14 protein-coding genes are annotated in these 17,406 nt (G+C 32.4%); 5 read left to right on the forward strand and 9 right to left on the reverse strand.

What is annotated here, in order from left to right; all coding sequences use genetic code 11:
- The first annotated feature begins 66 nt into the window (after positions 1-66).
- Complete coding sequence (locus L3X37_RS04185) at positions 67-3,045, forward strand: TonB-dependent receptor (protein WP_237238914.1); 2,979 nt, start codon at positions 67-69, stop codon at positions 3,043-3,045.
- 165 nt (positions 3,046-3,210) lie between these two features.
- Complete coding sequence (locus tag L3X37_RS04190) at positions 3,211-4,599, forward strand: TonB-dependent receptor domain-containing protein (protein WP_237238915.1); 1,389 nt, start codon at positions 3,211-3,213, stop codon at positions 4,597-4,599.
- Positions 4,600-4,605: 6 nt separating this feature from the next.
- On the opposite strand, the gene L3X37_RS04195 is transcribed toward L3X37_RS04190, so the two are convergent.
- Both L3X37_RS04195 and L3X37_RS04200 read right to left on the reverse strand, forming a co-directional pair.
- The gene (locus tag L3X37_RS04195; RefSeq protein ID WP_237238916.1) at positions 4,606-5,220 is read right to left on the reverse strand and encodes a deoxynucleoside kinase; all 615 of its coding nucleotides are present in this window, start codon (positions 5,218-5,220) and stop codon (positions 4,606-4,608) included.
- Positions 5,221-5,223: 3 nt separating this feature from the next.
- Positions 5,224-6,003 (reverse strand): hypothetical protein, encoded by a 780-nt coding sequence (locus L3X37_RS04200; protein ID WP_237238917.1) that lies wholly within the window; start codon positions 6,001-6,003, stop codon positions 5,224-5,226.
- A 371-nt stretch (positions 6,004-6,374) separates the two neighbouring features.
- Between L3X37_RS04200 and dnaG the strand changes: the two genes are divergently transcribed.
- Positions 6,375-8,333, forward strand: a complete 1,959-nt coding sequence (gene dnaG, locus L3X37_RS04210) for a DNA primase (protein ID WP_237238918.1) — start codon at positions 6,375-6,377, stop codon at positions 8,331-8,333.
- On the opposite strand, the gene L3X37_RS04215 is transcribed toward dnaG, so the two are convergent.
- Entirely contained in the window at positions 8,328-8,960 is a 633-nt protein-coding gene (locus L3X37_RS04215) for a response regulator (RefSeq protein ID WP_237238919.1), read from the reverse strand. The genes dnaG and L3X37_RS04215 overlap by 6 nt on opposite strands.
- A 104-nt stretch (positions 8,961-9,064) precedes the next feature.
- On the reverse strand, positions 9,065-9,853 hold the full coding sequence (gene nadE, locus L3X37_RS04220; RefSeq protein WP_237238920.1) for an NAD(+) synthase: 789 nt from the start codon (positions 9,851-9,853) through the stop codon (positions 9,065-9,067).
- 238 nt (positions 9,854-10,091) lie between these two features.
- On the opposite strand from nadE, the gene gldB reads away from it, so the two are divergent.
- Together gldB and gldC are read left to right on the forward strand one after the other, a co-directional pair.
- Positions 10,092-11,060 (forward strand): gliding motility lipoprotein GldB, encoded by a 969-nt coding sequence (gene gldB / locus L3X37_RS04225; protein ID WP_237238921.1) that lies wholly within the window; start codon positions 10,092-10,094, stop codon positions 11,058-11,060.
- Positions 11,060-11,395: a gliding motility protein GldC gene (gene gldC, locus L3X37_RS04230; RefSeq protein WP_237238922.1), complete on the forward strand. Its 336-nt coding sequence runs from the start codon at positions 11,060-11,062 to the stop codon at positions 11,393-11,395. The genes gldB and gldC overlap by 1 nt, the downstream gene beginning before the upstream one ends.
- A gap of 183 nt (positions 11,396-11,578) precedes the next feature.
- On the opposite strand, the gene rodA is transcribed toward gldC, so the two are convergent.
- The 5 genes from rodA to L3X37_RS04255 are packed head-to-tail and all read right to left on the reverse strand — an operon-like array spanning position 11,579 to position 17,172.
- Entirely contained in the window at positions 11,579-12,859 is a 1,281-nt protein-coding gene (rodA, locus tag L3X37_RS04235; protein WP_237238923.1) for a rod shape-determining protein RodA, read from the reverse strand.
- Positions 12,859-14,799 (reverse strand): penicillin-binding protein 2, encoded by a 1,941-nt coding sequence (gene mrdA, locus L3X37_RS04240; protein WP_237238924.1) that lies wholly within the window; start codon positions 14,797-14,799, stop codon positions 12,859-12,861. The genes rodA and mrdA overlap by 1 nt, the downstream gene beginning before the upstream one ends.
- Positions 14,796-15,302 (reverse strand): rod shape-determining protein MreD, encoded by a 507-nt coding sequence (locus L3X37_RS04245; RefSeq protein WP_237238925.1) that lies wholly within the window; start codon positions 15,300-15,302, stop codon positions 14,796-14,798. The genes mrdA and L3X37_RS04245 overlap by 4 nt, the downstream gene beginning before the upstream one ends.
- On the reverse strand, positions 15,303-16,118 hold the full coding sequence (gene mreC / locus L3X37_RS04250) for a rod shape-determining protein MreC (protein ID WP_237238926.1): 816 nt from the start codon (positions 16,116-16,118) through the stop codon (positions 15,303-15,305).
- Positions 16,119-16,143: 25 nt separating this feature from the next.
- Positions 16,144-17,172, reverse strand: coding sequence for a rod shape-determining protein (locus L3X37_RS04255; protein WP_237238927.1), 1,029 nt, complete (start codon positions 17,170-17,172; stop codon positions 16,144-16,146).
- Between the last annotated feature and the right edge of the window lie 234 nt (positions 17,173-17,406).

The following is a 17,406-nucleotide window of genomic DNA, read 5'->3' on the forward strand; positions in this document are numbered from 1 at the left end:
TCAAAGACTTCACATCCCCCGAGTTCATTTAATTAAACAAGAAGTCTAACTAAACTATGTAAATTTATGGAAATTAAATTAATTAAAAGCCACTTTCCAGCAGGAAAGAAGAGCCTAATCGCAATTATGAGAGTGATGATTTTTTTTATGTGTACAACCGTTTTCTGTCTAACAACAGACAACTCATTTTCTCAGGTTGAGGTTGTCATTGAGAAAAATGAATCGGTTGTCATTGATGAAGTGTTTAAAATTATAAAAAAACAAACCGATTATAGTTTTGTATACCCTAAAAAACTATTCTTAAATAAACCTAAAGTATCATTAAAGAAAGGAAAGATAAGTGTGTCAGAATTATTAAATCAAAGCTTATTGAGTATCAATCTTAGTTTTGAATTTACTGATCGCAATACCATATTAATTAAGAAAAATCCTGTTATTAATGATGTTAAGCCTGTACAAAGAGAAATAAAGGGTAGTGTTACAAGCAGTAAAGGAGACCCCTTATCTGGAGTAAGTGTTATTATTGTTGGGACAACCAATGGTGCTACTTCAGATTTTGACGGAAATTATATAATCAATGCCAACAAAGGAGATGTACTACGGTTTTCCTATATAGGAATGAAGACTGTTGAAATAATAGTTGGTGAAGAGGAAACAGTAAACGTAGTTCTTGAAGAAGATTCACTAGCTTTAAGTAATGTGATTATTACAGGAACAGCTAGAAAGACACAAACGGCCTTAGAGACCTCGTATGGCGTAGCTATTTTAGGACCAGCTGCTATGGATAGAGAGGTGCCTGTTGGGCTTGTAGATTTAATAGATGCTGTTCCTGGTTTATATGGAGAGCCTTCAGGTGGAGATGTTAATACACTTTTAACGGCCCGTGGTACTACAGGAGGGTTTAATTCGTTTATAAGTCTTCAGGAAGACGGATTGCCCGTATTGTATACCCCATTTTTAACAGAATATGAAATTCGTCCAGATGCTACTTATGATAGAATTGAAACAGTATTAGGCGGGCCTTCGGGAATATTTACGGCTCAAGGAGCAGCCGCATCTGTGAATTTTATCAGCCGTATTCCAAAAAGTGTTAGAGGCGAAGTGCGTCTTGCCGTTACAGATTACGGACGTATTCGTACAGATCTTTTTTACGGTGGGCCAATTAACGATAATGGTTGGTATGCTACTATTGGGGGATATTATAGAAGAGGTGATGGCGTTAGAGATGTTGGTTTTACAGGAGACCATGGTGGACAAATAAGAGCAAACCTTAAAAAAGTTTTTGAAAACGGAGACGTTACCTTTAGCTATAAGGGTATTCGAGACCATTCTATTTTTTACTGGGCAGTACCAACCGATGCCAGTGGAGACGGAAACCCTAAGGCTATTCCTGGATTAGACCCAAGAAATGAAAGCCTCATGGGGACAGACGTTAAAACCATGCACTTAAAAACAAGGAATGGTACCCAAATCATTGATTTAGATACTGGTCAAGAATCTATTACCGACCAATTTTCTGTTAAGTTTAATTACGATTTGGGTAGTGGGTTTCGTGTAAAGGAGCATGTCCGTATTTCTAACATAAATACAAATGGCGTAGATTTACGCACGCGTTGGTTTAATTCTATGTTGGTAGCTTCAGATTATGTTGCAGACCAAACCACAGTTTTACTAGATGCCTTCCCTAGTGCTGTTAGTACTCAATTGGTAAGGGTAAATGATGGTCAGGTGGTTAATAACCCTTCTACATTGAATGGAAATGGTCTGCTCTTACTTCAAGAGATGCTTTCATATCAAAAAGAGCACAGGAATTTTATTAATGACTTTCAGTTGACTTATGAAAAAGATAATTTTATCGCTACTGCGGGATTGCAGTATTGGGATATGGCTACAAAATCAGACTATGTTTCAGGGCATTTTTTAACGGATGCTAAACACCAGTCTGAACGTTATAACATAGAAGCTTTGGATGCAAATGGCGATGCTGTTGGTCATTTAACCGATGCTGGTGTTGTTACCCATAGTTTATTGGATAATCATGGTTCATTAGATACAAGGTCTACCAATCCATATCTTAATATTCAGGTTCAGCCTATAGAGGGTTTATGGATAGATGCTGGTATTAGAAATGAAACCGTGAGGTTTAAAGCAACAGGAGAAGGTACTGATGGTTCCGCACCTTTAGACCCTAGCTCTAATATTTTAGCTAATAGGGCATATGGTTGGTTTGCTAGGAATGGTCAATTGTATAACGGGACTATTAGTGCTTCCGAAACTACTTGGACCGTAGGAGCTAATTTTAAGTTTAACGATAATTTTGCAATTTATGGTAGATATACCAAGGCTCATGACTTTGCAGCTAGTAATGAATTTAGTTATTTTAACGCTGGAACACCAAACCTTGGATTGGTTAATGACCCAGCAAAACTTAATTTTGGAGAAATAGGGCTACGTTACCAAAGCAAGACTTTAGCCTTTTGGGCGACGGCATTCTTCTCGGAAAACTTGGGCTTCCCAGTTAGGTCCATAGACCCAGAAACAACAGCATTAGGTTTTACAGCAGCGGATAATAAGACTTCAGGTATAGAATTCTCAAGTACGTGGAAGCCTATTACCGAGCTTTCTTTTGAATTTAGTGGTGTTATCCAAAGTTCTAAAATAGAGAACACAGCTTCAAACGACCTTATCGTTGGAAAAAGACCTGCAAGGATTCCTAATACTCAATTACGATTTGTTCCAACATTTAATTTTAATAAAGGAAAAGCTTATGTGAGTGCACAGTATGTAGGTAACCGATTTGCAGATGGTGCTAATTCTTTAGAGTTCGACCCGTATATATCTTTTGATGCAGGTGTTAACTATGACTTTACCGATAATCTAATGTTGTCTGTTCAAGCTACAAACCTAACAAATGTATTAGCTTATACGCAAGGTAATCCCAATGATGGTAATGGCCCTGTAGATGTGTTAGTAGGTGGTAAGTACGCACTTGCCCAAGCACTTCCAGGTACTGTAATTAGTACGTCTTTAATTTTTAAGTTTTAATTGAATTCATTGAGAGTAGAGTTTGGCTAAGAACTGATATTGTCTGTAAAGGTGCCAAGAACAATAAAAGTCAAGGAATCAACTTTTATTATGCTTGGCATCGTTTTTTTTGATAGTAATACTATTTCATTTGTTAATTTACTCAATTAGTTATGTATTTGTTTTATGGCAAAACAAATAGAAATAAATATTCAAGAAAGTGAGTCAGAGTTAAAGACTTTACTTAATCAACAGACCAAATTGTTACAATACCAAAGGGCAAAGGCGTTATTATTAATAAAACAAGGTAAAGTTATCTACACTTACCAATTAGCCAAGAAACTTAAGCGCGAACGTAAGACAATCTATAATTGGCTAAAGCTATATAAGAATGAAGGCATAGTTTCGTATTTAAAGATAAAAAGTCGTGGTTCTCGTAAGACACAAATTACAGAAGAAGTTAAAGAAGCTAATTACACTTTTAAATTAGATTACACAAAACCTTATTCTGAAAATTTTACTATTGAAACTGGAGCACAATATGTATTAAACAATGTAAGTAATGATTATGAAGTACAAGATCTGGTAGGTAATATATTTGTATCTAACCCAAATTTAACTAATATTTTTGAGTTTGACCAGAATGTTTTAGGGCTTTATGGTACTGCTGCTTATGAAGGTGATAAATGGGGGATAAAAATTGGTCTTCGATTAGAAAACACAGATTTAAACACCTTACTAGCTAATACAAATAAGCAAAATAATCAATCTTATACAAACCTCTTCCCTAGTTTTCATTCTTCTTATAAAGTTAGCGATAGTTATTCTTTACAAGTTGGCTATTCTAAACGTGTATATAGACCTCGGCTATGGGATTTAAATCCATTCTTCAATATTAGAAATAATTTTAATATAAGAACAGGAAACCCAGAATTACGCCCAGAATTTACTGATTCTTACGAAATTACAAACATTTATGATTTAGGGAAAATATCATTAAATTTTGGCATTTATTACAGATTTACTACTGATGCTATTGAGCGAAGAATTTCTACTTTTGAAAACAACATTAACACCTACAAACCTTTAAACATTGGCACCACCAAAGCTACTGGTGTAGAATTTAACACCAAATACAATGTTGCTAAATGGTTAGTTTTTAATGGCGATTTAAACTATAACACCTTTAAACGCCAAGGTACATTTAACACGACTGAAATTGATTTTAAGGCAGATCAATGGGCAGGAAAGTTAACTAGTAAATTAAAATTACCTACACAAATTGATTTTGAAATTATAGGAAACTACATATCTGGCACAAAAACAGTTCAAGGTAAAATAGCTGAAAACCTATTTGTAGATTTAGGTTTAAGAAAAAAAATAATAAAAGGTAAGGGTATTTTAAGCTTTAGTGTTCGAGATATTTTTGAATCTAGAATAGAAAAAAATGAAGTAATTCAAGATAATTTTTATCTATTTAATCGAAATCAAAGAGGCAGATTTATAACTTTTAGTTTTAGTTATGGATTTGGCAAGGGCGAAGCTATGGAATACTCTGGACAAAGAAGACGCTAACAACGGCTAAAATAAACCGTTAATCTCTGCATCAATAGTATTTATAATGCTTCCTAGATCTTCTGGATTATCTACAAAATTTAAAGCGTCTACATCAATAATAAGAAGTTTACCTTTATTATAACCATGTATCCAAGCTTCGTAGCGTTCATTTAATCTACTTAAATAATCAATACTTATTGAGTTTTCGTACTCACGACCACGTCTATGTATTTGATCAACTAAATTAGAAATTGAGCTCCTTAAATAAATTAGCAAATCTGGACCTTGCACAAAAGATTCCATAAGATTAAAAAGTGACGAATAATTTTCAAAATCACGGTTCGTCATTAAACCCATAGCGTGCAAATTGGGTGCGAAAATATGAGCATCTTCATAAATAGTTCTATCTTGAATAATGTCTTTTCCGCTTTCGCGAATTTGAGCTACTTGACGAAATCTACTATTTAAAAAATACACTTGCAAGTTAAAGCTCCAACGTTCCATTTGATTATAAAAATCATCTAAATAAGGATTGTCTACAACATCTTCTAATTGAGCCTCCCATTTATAATGTTTTGCTAGTAATTTTGTAAGCGTTGTTTTTCCTGCGCCAATATTTCCTGCAATTGCAACATGCATAATTTAATCTTTTATTAGTTGGTATTCATGAAGAAATTCATTGTCGTAAATATACAAGCTTCCATTGGTTAGTAAAAACTGATTTATTAACAATTTTGGAGTTGATACTAGTATTGGGTTTTCTGTATTATGCTTTAAATAATACAAATAATTATCTTTTTTTAATATAAGGTGATTATTACCTTCAGACATTGATGTAAAACCGTCATGCTTCATTTTTTTTAATAAGCTTCCAAAATAATTATATACAAATAAATGTGTTTTAGTAAGTAGCCAACAGGTGTTATAATTACTTTTTAAATCTAATACTGGCTCTTGTATTGGTAAAGTATATACTCGATTTGTATTTGTTCTATAATCGTAAAGCTCTAATTGTTGCGTGTCTTGATTAAACAGCCACAATGTGTTGTCGTGTCCTGTTGAAACATGCGTTACATTTTTATACGTAGCTAGGTTATTAAAATCTATTTTAAAAATTTCTGCCAGCCTATTATCAAGAATAACAACGGTATTAAAATTTTTATAAAACAGATTTATTTTTAGTGGATTAAAAACATCAACTGTTTCTAAGTCACCAAGCTGTAAATTATTGTAGCTTATCTTGTCTATAGAATTTTTTTTATAAAAAACATTATTGTTTAAATAAAAAACAGACCCAAACACATCTATAGACACAATACGCTCAGCGTCCATTTTTGATTTTTTTACAAAGCTTGTTTCAACAATTTCTTGTGAAAATGCTGAAGTCCATAAAAATAAAAAGAGAAAAAAAACAGGTTTCATTACAGTTTGAAAAATACAAAAATCAAACCACTTTTAGCAAATTAGTTTATAACAGTAACCGCTAACGTTAATTATTTGAATTGTTTGGTCTTTATTTTAAATTTTTCGAAGTTTAGTAATAAAAAGATCCGTACTTATCGCAGAGAAAAAATCTTCATTTCCCCAAAAAGAAAAATTGCCTAAAAATTACTTTTTAGACGACCTCTTTTTATGAACTTATTTTGATACGAAAATATAAGTCGTATTAATAACTTATATCCAGCGATAAACGAATTTCGTCTTTTTTTATAACAAAGTCAAATTTCAAAATAGCTTTAATTTCTAAACTCAATAGATTATATTACATTTACATTTAAAATAAGTTTTCTCCATTGATATCAGCATCATCCATAGACCAAGTATTTGAAACCGCTCGTGTAGAAGAGGTTATTGGTGATTTTGTACAGCTTAAAAAAGCAGGCAGTAACTTTAAAGGTTTAAGTCCGTTTTCAGACGAACGCTCTCCTAGCTTTATGGTATCGCCAGTAAAACAAATCTGGAAAGATTTTTCTAGCGGAAAAGGCGGTAATGTAGTAGCTTTTTTAATGGAACACGAACATTTCACCTATCCTGAAGCCATTAAATATCTAGCTAAAAAATACAATATTGAAATTGAAGAAACGGTTCAATCCGACGAACAAAAACAAGCCGCTAACGAACGCGAAAGCCTCTATTTAGTTAGTGAGTTTGCAAGCAAGTACTTTCAAAATATATTACATAAAACCGACCGAGGAAAATCAATTGGATTAAGCTATTTTAAAGAACGTGGTTTTACAGAAGACACTATTAAAACCTTTGATTTAGGTTATTCACTTGATGAGTGGCAAGCCTTTACTGATGAAGCTTTAAAACAAGGTTATAACATAGATTATCTTGAAAAAACAGGACTGACTATTGTTAAAGACATTAAACGATTTGACAGGTTTAAAGGTCGCGTTATGTTCCCTATAAAAAGCATGAGTGGTCGTGTTTTAGGTTTTGGTGGGCGTATTTTAATAAACGACAAAAAAGCAGCTAAATATGTAAACTCGCCAGAGAGTGATATTTATCATAAAAGCAAAGTTTTATATGGAATTTATCATGCCAAACAAAGTATTGCAAAAGAAGATAATTGTTATTTGGTTGAAGGTTATACCGATGTTATTCAATTTTATCAAACAGGAATTAAAAATGTGGTATCATCGTCTGGTACTGCTTTAACTTCAGAACAAATCAGACTTATAAATAGACTTACTAAAAACATTACCGTTTTATTTGATGGCGATGCAGCAGGTATGCGTGCTTCACTTCGTGGTATTGATTTAATTTTGGAACAAGGCATGAACGTAAAAGTTTGTACGTTTCCTGAAGGTGAAGATCCCGATAGTTTTGCAAAAAACAACACGCTTGAAGAACTCGCTTTGTATTTAGATGAAAATGCTAAAGATTTTATTCAATTTAAGGCATCTGTTTTATTTGAAGAGTCTAAAAACGATCCTATTAGAAAAGCCGAAACCGTTAGAAATATTGTAAACAGTATTTCTAAAATTCCAGATCGTATTAAAAAAGAAATCTACATTCAAGAATGTGCCAGAATTATGGACATTAGCGAAGAGGTTTTGTTTAGTACGCTGGCTCAAATTAACAAAAAAGAATTTCAGGAAGAAAACAAAAAACACAAAAACGAGCAAAAAGCTTTTGATGTTATTAAGCACCAACAACCCGTTAAAAAAGTTGATGTACAGTATGTTTTAGAACGAAAAATAATTGAAGTCCTATTGCTTTACGGAAACAAGACTGAAGATTTTGAAGATTTAGTTTTAAAAGAAAACGACAAAGGCGAACTTATTTTAGAACCTGTAATTCATCAAGCTAAAGTGTTTGAAAAAGTTTTTTTAGATTTACAAGATGACGAGATGGAATTCTCTAACCAACAGTTTAAAACCTTGTATTACACAATTATTGACACCTTAAATCAGAATGATGATTTTGATTTAAAATCATTTGTAAATTCTGTAGATTCTGAAACTTCTAGCCAAATTACAACCATTTTGATGGAAGACGAGCGTTATGCTTTAGATGATTGGAATAGGATGAATATTTTTCCTAAAGAAAAAACAAAAACTATTGCACAACTAGTTAGTGAAACCATCTTAAATTTACGCTGCTTTTTAATTGACCAAAAAGTAAAAGAATTTCAGCAAGAAACTTTACAAAATAAAACAGACACGAATAGAAATATACTTGAAGAAGTAAAAGACTATTCGAGTCTAAAAATGTTGTTATCTAGAAAACTTAATCGAGTATTATAACTCTGCTGAAAGTTTTGCTTGATTAACAAGATCAACTAAATTATTAACTTTTAGTTTTCTCATTAAACGCGCTTTATAAGTACTTACAGTTTTCTCGTTAATATTAAGTTCTTTAGAAATTTCTTTATTTTTTCTACCAATGGTTAAAAGCTTTAATACTTCTGATTCGCGAGTTGATAGTTTTTTGTAATAAGAACCACCTGACCTATTTGATTTTGCACCTAACGCCAACTGTTGCGTTAATGCATCACTTAAATAAATACCACCTTCGTAAACTTTTAAAACGGCTTCGTTAATGGCAATGATGTTAACTGATTTAGAAACAAATCCAGAAGCACCAGCTTTTATGCCGTTTATACCATAAACTTCTTCTGGTTGACCACTAAAAATAAGCGTTTTAATGTCTGGATAGTCTTTCTTTAAATAACGCAAAACGGTTAAACCGTTAAGTTTAGGAAAATCTACTTCAGTTAAAATAACGTCTACATCGTTATTCTTTACAAAATCTAAAATTTTGTCGCCATCTTCTAAACTTCCTACAATTTTAATGTTTGATGATGCTGAAAAAAGGTGTTCTAATCCCTTTCTAATAATTGGGTGATTGTCTACTATTAATAATTTTATCATTGCTAATGGATTTTTAATTATTACAACTGTGTGTGAGTCACAGCTATAAATGAGAGAGTTAGCTAATTTACAAAGATAATGTTTTTTTGTTAAAAGTATAATACTTACTTAAAATTCGCAGGGATTTCGCAAATTGGTATAGGAATCATTTTATGCTTGTTAGCTGAGTTAAAGCGCTTATAAATTTTAAAAACCTCTTGTTCTCTATCAGAAAAATCTTTTGCAGTTTTACCTTCATCATCCATTTTCATTGCCCATTCAAGCTCTGGATACGATGCTCCTATTTGATCTTCATCGCTCCTAGCATCACCAAATAAACCATCACTTGGTGCTGCCTTCATTATAGATTCTGGCACTTGTAAAAATTCACCTATTTTATACACTTCAGACTTTACCAAGTCTGCAATAGGGCTTAAATCCACACCACCATCGCCATATTTAGTATAAAAGCCAACACCAAAATCTTCAACTTTATTTCCAGTTCCTGCTACTAATAACTTGTAGAGTCCTGCATAATAGTATAGTGTTGCCATACGTAAACGCGCCCTAGTATTTGCAAGAGCCATATCAATAGTAGCTTGGTCTCCATCAAAAAATACTTCGGTTTTAAATTCTTCAAAAACAGGTGTTAAATCAGTGCGAGTATCGTCAACATTTTCAAACCTTTCTTTTAGTTGTGCCATATGCTCTTGTGCTCTTGTAACATGACTTTCGGCTTGATGTATTGGCATTTCGACACATAAAACATTAAGCCCAGTTTTAGCACATAATGTTGAGGTTACGGCAGAATCTATACCACCAGAAACGCCAACTACAAAACCATTTACTCCAGCATTGGTTGCATAATCTTTTAGCCAATTAACAATATGATTAACTACTTTTTCTGTTTGCATATTTAACAATATTTTTAATATAAAGAATAGTACCTTTGCAAACAAAAATAAACGAAACGCCCAATTAATAAAAATTTATACCGTTTAAGTTTTACATGAAGCCCATAATGGGCATTTAGTAAAAAGTTGTTTGAAAATTTTGAATAGATGAAACATCCATGATTAATATTTAATCACACAACCAAATGATTATTTAGGATGTTACATGTGACCGTTGAATAACAATAAATATAAACACATGAAAAATACAATCTTATTATTTGGTATTTTTTTGATAGCTGTTTCTTGCAAAAAAGAAAGCCAGTTACAAAAAAACATTGCCAAAATAAATACCGATATTTCGGTTGAAAGATTTGATAAGTTATTTGCTGAAGCCGATTCAAAAGAGTTACCAAATTTGAAAAAAGCTTACCCTTTTATGTTTTCTGAAAAATATTCAGATTCATTTTGGTTAGCAAAAAAAGCCGATACTTTACAAATTCAGTTATTTGATGAAGTTGCTAAAGCTTTTCCAACTTTTGAGAATACTGAAGCTGAGATTGAATCGCTATTCAATCATTTAAAATATTATTTCCCAGAATTTAATCCTCCTAGAGTAATCACCGTCACCAACGATGTTGATTATAGAAACAGAGTAATTGTTACCGATACTATAGCTTTGATAGCCTTAGATAATTATTTAGGAAGTGACCACGACTTTTACGTTTATGGTAACATTGATAAATACATTCGTCAAAACCTAAAAAAAGAACAATTGGTTGTAGATTTAGCTAGCAAATATGCTAAGAAATACATCTATCAATCGCAAAAAAGAACGTTGTTAGACGAAATGATTTATTACGGCAAACAACTTTATTTTAAGGATATGGTAATTCCTTTTAAAACCGATGCAGAACGCATTAGCTATTCGCAAGAAGAATTAGATTGGGCAATAGCTAACGAAAGTTATATATGGCGTTATTTTGTGGAGCGCGAATTATTATTTAGCACAGATTCTAAATTACCTAGCAGATTTATAAACCCTGCTCCTTTTACTAAGTTTTATTTGGAAAAAATTGATCATGAATCACCGGGTCGCTTAGGGCAATATATTGGCTGGCAAATTGTACGCGCTTATATGAAACAAAACAACATATCTTTAAAAGATATGCTTATAAAATCTACTGAAGATATTTTTAATAACACCAAGTTTAAACCACGTAAATAATGGCAAAAAACCATACGTCTAAAATAGAATTGAACGTAGAATTGGATGAAAACAGAATTCCTGAAAAATTACATTGGACAGCTCAAGATGGTGGCATAACTAACGAGGAAGCCAAAGCTATGATGCTTGCCGTTTGGGACGCTAAAGCCCAAGAAACATTGCGTATAGATTTATGGACTAAAGATATGCCTGTTGATGAAATGAAAGTATTTTTTCATCAAACATTAGTTGCTATGAGCGACACATTTAATAGAGCTACTCAAGATGAAAAAATGACGGCAACGATGAAAGATTTTTGCGATTATTTTGCTGAAAAATTAGAGCTAAAAAAGTGATTTTATTCACTTAAGTAAAATGAACTCATCTTGATTTTTTCTATTTCCTAAAAAAATGGCTAAAATTTACCCATATTTTATTACTTTTCTTACCCGTAGTGCCTCATCTGGTCAAATTTCAACTCATTTTCGGTTAAAAACAAAAAGTTAAGATGAGTTCAATAATAAAATATCGATTATCGACTACCATTCGTTTATTTTATTAGAATCTAATTTAATAAAAATGAATAGTAAAATAGTAAAAGCCCATAATCCAGAGCCTCCATAACTAAACATAGGCAGCGGTATACCAATCGTTGGGATTAACCCCATAACCATGCCTATATTAATTAGAAAATGTATAAAAATAATTGACGCCACACCATAACCATACACTCTACTGAACTGTGTTTTTTGGCGTTCTGCTAAATGCAAAATGCGTATAATTAAAAGAACAAAAAGCACAACAACAAAAGTGGTTCCTAAAAACCCCCATTCCTCGCCAACGGTACTAAAAATATAATCGGTGTGCTGTTCGGGCACAAATTTTCCTGTGGTTCGAGTACCTTCCATAAAACCTCTTCCTGAAAAACCACCTGAGCTTATTGCTTTTTCAGATTCATTCAAATTATAAGCAAACGTTTTTTTCATTTGCTCTAACTTTTCTGGGTCTTTTTCTAATCTGAGCCAAAGACTAATACGGTCTTGTTGGTGGGGTTTTAAAATGCTTTCATAAAAGAATCTTATTCCAAAAGATATAGCAACCGTTACTAGTAATATAAATAAGGATTGTAAAGCATGTAATTTCTTTTTGCTTATAAAATGAAACCCAATAAGTAATATTACTGCAATTATAGATGTGATTATTGATCCAAACTTTAAAGATAAAATCGAGACCAAAATAATTGACACGCCAATAGTTAAATAATATTTTGGCAGTCCTTCTCGATACAATACAAAAAAGAATGCACCATAAACAATGGTACTACCCGTGTCGTTTTGTAATAACACTAAAATTGCTGGAATTGCAATAATTACAAAGGCTTTTATCTGATCTTTTAGGGTATTTATATTGGTGTTTAAATCACTAACATGTTTAGCTACCGCTAGAGCCGTTGCCATTTTTGCAAACTCGCTGGGTTGTATAGTCAGGCCTCCAATGGCATACCACGATGTAGCTCCATTTACATTTTTTCCAAAAAGGAAAAGACCTACTAAAGATAGCATAGAAACGATGTAAATTATACTTGAAAAACGTTCGTAAAATTTAGCGTCAATGGCAAGCAATACTATAATTAAACCAAAAGTTAAAAAAATAAAAATGAGTTGTTTACCATAGGGTTGCGAAAAGTCAAAATAGTCTATGGCACTACTTCCCGAATGTGATGCTGACAAAATATTAAGATACCCAAAACCTACAAGCAACAGGAAAATGATAATGGTAACCCAATCGAATTTAAAGTGCCTATTCGTTTCTCTAACCATTAATTTGTGGCTTTACTAATGTTGTTTAATTGTCTTTTTAAACGGTAGTATTCCTTTTCTTTAACTACTTGTAACTTTGTTTTATCATTGATTTGAAAAGGTTCACCAGAATATCGTTTAGCATACTCATCCTCTAAGCTATGCCTTAAAATCCAATCTTCTAAATCGGTTCTAGTAATTTCTCCTCTAATATGTTTTTCAATCATTAAGCTGGCAATCTTTCCTGCAAAACGGCTTCCCCAATAGCCATTTTCAACAAATACTGCGAGTGCTATTTTTGGGTTTTCTTTAGGCGCAAATGCTACAAAAATGGAGTGGTCTGTTAATTGTGTTGTTACACTATCTATTTTAGCATAATTTTCTGCGGTTCCTGTTTTTCCACAAATTTCAATTCCAGAAACCTTGACATATTTAGCGGTGCCTTTATTGTAAACATCAAACATGCCTTGTATAACAGGTTCAAAATGTTCTTTATTTATGGTTGTGTATTTTGGTTTTGTATATTTCTGAGGAATTGTATCGTCTTTAATTGATTTAATAATATGTGGGGTGTAATAATGGCCCCTGTTGGCAATAGCTGCAACCATATTGGCTAATTGAATTGGTGTTGTTTCTACTTCTCCTTGACCAATAGCATTAGAAATATTAAAAGTTGAAGCCCAACGATTTTTTCCATACCATTTATTATAAAAATCACCATCAGGAATTCTACCTTTATTTCCAACCTTTAAGTCGTAGCCTAAGTAATCCCCTAAACCAAAACTTTTCAAATGCTTGCTCCAAGTCATCATACCTTCATACGGGTTTTCATGCTTATCTATAATACGTCTATAAACATTAGCGAAATAAGCATTACATGATTCGTAAATACCTAGATTCATATTTGCTGAAGGTGGGTGGACATGGCAACCAGTTAGTTTTTTTCTTCCATAATAATAACCTCTTCTACAGATAAAACGCTCTTCAGTGGTTACAACACTTTCCTGTAAACCAATTAAAGCATTAAGTACTTTAAAAGGTGACCCTGGAGGGTATTGAGCTTTTAAACTTCTATCGAATAATGGCTTTGCAATTGTATCATTATAAAGTTTTGTGAAGTTTTTGGAGCGTGCTCTCCCTACTAAAATATTTGGATTATAAGTCGGCGCAGATACCATAGTTAGTATTTCGCCTGTTGATGGTTCTATAGCTATAATACCGCCACGCTTGTTTTGCATTAACAACTCACCATATTCTTGTAACTTAGCATCAATGGTAATGGTAATGTCTTTTCCTTGCTGGGGTATGGTATCAAACTCACCATCTTTATACGGACCAATATTTCTATTAAATCTATCTTTTTGAATAAACTTTATACCTTTTACACCTCGTAATATATCTTCGTAAGAAGCCTCTACACCTTGCCTACCAATTAAATCACCCATTCTGTAATAGGGGTCTTTTTTTATATCTCTGGTATTTACCTCACCAATATCACCTAAAACATTAGCGCCAATAGAGGTTTCGTATTTTCTTAACGACCGTTTTTGAATATAAAACCCATCAAATTTTCGCATTTTTTCTTGTAAAACAGCATAATCTTCTTTTGATAAATGCGACACAAAAACCGATGGTAATCTTGGTGAATAACGATACGCTTTTTTGTAAGTTTTTATAAATTGTTCTTTATCAATTTTAAGTAAGTTGCAAAACTCAAGTGTATCTAAAGGCTCAACTTCTCTTGGAATAACCATAACATCGTAAGACGGTTGGTTGGCTACTAAAAGTTGTCCGTTTCTATCGTAAACAAACCCACGTTTGGGGTAATCGTAAACTTTTCTAATGGCATTGTCTAAAAATAAGTCATGCGGATTTGAGGTATATACCTGCAAGTAAAACAGTCTTGCAATAAATATAAAACCAACAAGAATTACCGATATAAAAAGTAAAAGTTGTCTCATTTAGATTTTCGACTAAAAATAATAGTTATTAAAACACATAGTATAATAGTAAATATACTTGAGAATAACGATTTTTGAAGTATTAAAATTATTTTGGAGATGCTAAAAATTTCTAAGCTAAACAAAATAATGTGATGCACGGCAACCATTATAGTTATGTAACTTAGTTTTGCACCAAAATCTACGGAATCAAACTTAATGCTTTGATGTTGATAAATCATACCGAAAGAGAACTTTAATACTATAGGTCTTGCGTAGGCTATAAATACACTTGACGCAGCATGAATACCACCAGAATCTAAAAATAAATCAACAATTAGCCCTAATAAAAAACTGAGAAAAATAAATAACGAACGGTTGTTTTTTACGGGGTATAAAATGATAAAAAGTATATAAATATAGGGGTTTATGTAGCCAAAAAAAATAATCTGGCTGCATATTAAAACCTGAGTTAAAATAAGCACTAAAAAACGAATACTATTTATAGATAAAACACTATTCATTTAGTTTGAATTTAACAAATTAATAATTTCTTTAACATCTTTGTTTTCAATCACATAAACGTGCTCAAGGTTAGTCATGTCGTTAAAAAGTCTCACGTTAATTTCATAAAAGTTTTCGGCAGCATCCAATTCAAAATCCTGTACAATCCCAATATTTATGTTTTTTGGAAATATCGATGAACGTCCCGATGTAACAATAGTATCGCCTACAAGAACAGGTGCTATTTTTTCAACATCTAATAACTGTACTATATTTGGAGAATCACCATTCCAAGTTAAAGACCCATAATGGTTTGTTTTTTTTAACTGAGCACTTATTTGGCTTGTTGTATTTAATATAGAAATAACATTAGCATAATTTTTACTTGTTGAACCTGTTATACCCAAAATACCTTTACTAGTAATTACTCCAAAATCTTCTTTAATACTATCGTTAGCACCTTTATTTATTAGTAATACATTATCAGTTAAAGAGTAACTGTTTTTTATAATATTGGCACTAGTAAACTTGTATATTTTTCCGAAAGAAACACTATCAATAAATACTGAATCTAATGCTGTTTCAGAATTAAATAACAACGATTTTAAACGATTATTTTCTTCTGCTAAAAGCTGATTTTGAGATTTTAAATTTAAGTAAGAGCTAAAATTATTAAACGTATTATAAATACCGCCAGTTAAAAAATTTGCCGAATTTATAAACTTACTTTTATGGTACGAATGCGACTGGATAGTAAAAACAATAGATACAGAAAACAGTAATAAGAATAACAAAAAAGTTTTGTTTCTTATTATAAAATTTATAATCTGTTGCATGTTTTATTGAGACTATATTATGCTTTTACTTAATCAAAACACTTTTGTATTTAGATAAATTTTTAAGTGTAATTCCTGTACCTCTAACAACAGCACGCAAAGGGTCTTCGGCAATATAAACAGGAAGGTCTGTTTTTTGCGATAAACGTTTGTCCAGTCCGCGTAGCATCGATCCACCGCCAGCTAAATAAATACCTGTATTGTAAATATCGGCAGCTAATTCTGGAGGTGTTTGCGATAGGGTTTCCATAACTGCATCTTCAATTCGTAAAATAGATTTATCTAAAGCTTTAGCAATTTCTCGGTACGAAATAGAAACTTGCTTCGGCTTTCCAGTTAGTAAATCACGCCCTTGAACACTCATATCTTCTGGTGGCAATTCTAAATCCTCGGTAGCAGCACCAATTTGTATTTTTATTTTTTCAGCCGTACGTTCACCAACATAAAGGTTGTGTTGAGTACGCATGTAATACACAATATCGTTTGTAAATACATCACCTGCAATTTTAACTGATTTATCACAAACAATACCACCTAAAGCAATTACTGCAATTTCGGTAGTACCACCACCTATATCAACCACCATATTCCCTTTAGGTTGCATAATATCAACACCAATACCAATAGCAGCTGCCATAGGTTCGTGTATTAAATACACTTCTTTCCCGTTAACACGCTCTGCACTTTCTTTTACAGCACGCATCTCCACTTCGGTAATTCCAGACGGAATACAAATAACCATTCGTAATGCAGGTGTAAAAAACTTCTTTTTTAAAGCTGGTATATTTTTAATAAACATACTTATCATTTGCTCAGAAGCATCAAAATCGGCAATTACACCATCTTTTAAAGGGCGAATTGTTTTAATATTTTCATGCGTTTTACCTTGCATTAAACTCGCTTGTTGCCCAACAGCAATTATTTTTCCTGTAATTCTATCGCGTGCAACTATCGATGGCGAATCAACAACTACTTTGTCGTTGTGTATAATAAGTGTATTTGCAGTACCTAAATCTATTGCAATTTCTTCGGTTAAGAAGTCAAAAAAGCCCATGTGCTATTAGTGGTTTTTAAAGGGTTGTTAACTAATCTTGTAAATGTAATAAAAGTTAATAAATATTTATGTTTTATGTAACTCAAAATTCAATTTAACAATATGCGCTTAAACTTATACGCAGTTTATCTGTTATTAGACCAAATTTATTATTTGGGCACTCCCCTCTCTGGGTCGGGTCGGGCTTTCGGCAGTCGCTTCCTCCTCCGTCGGCGAGCTTCAACAAATGCCTCA

Origin of the sequence: Wocania arenilitoris (assembly GCF_021728535.1) — a bacterium.
GTDB classification, from domain to species: domain Bacteria; phylum Bacteroidota; class Bacteroidia; order Flavobacteriales; family Flavobacteriaceae; genus Wocania_A; species Wocania_A arenilitoris.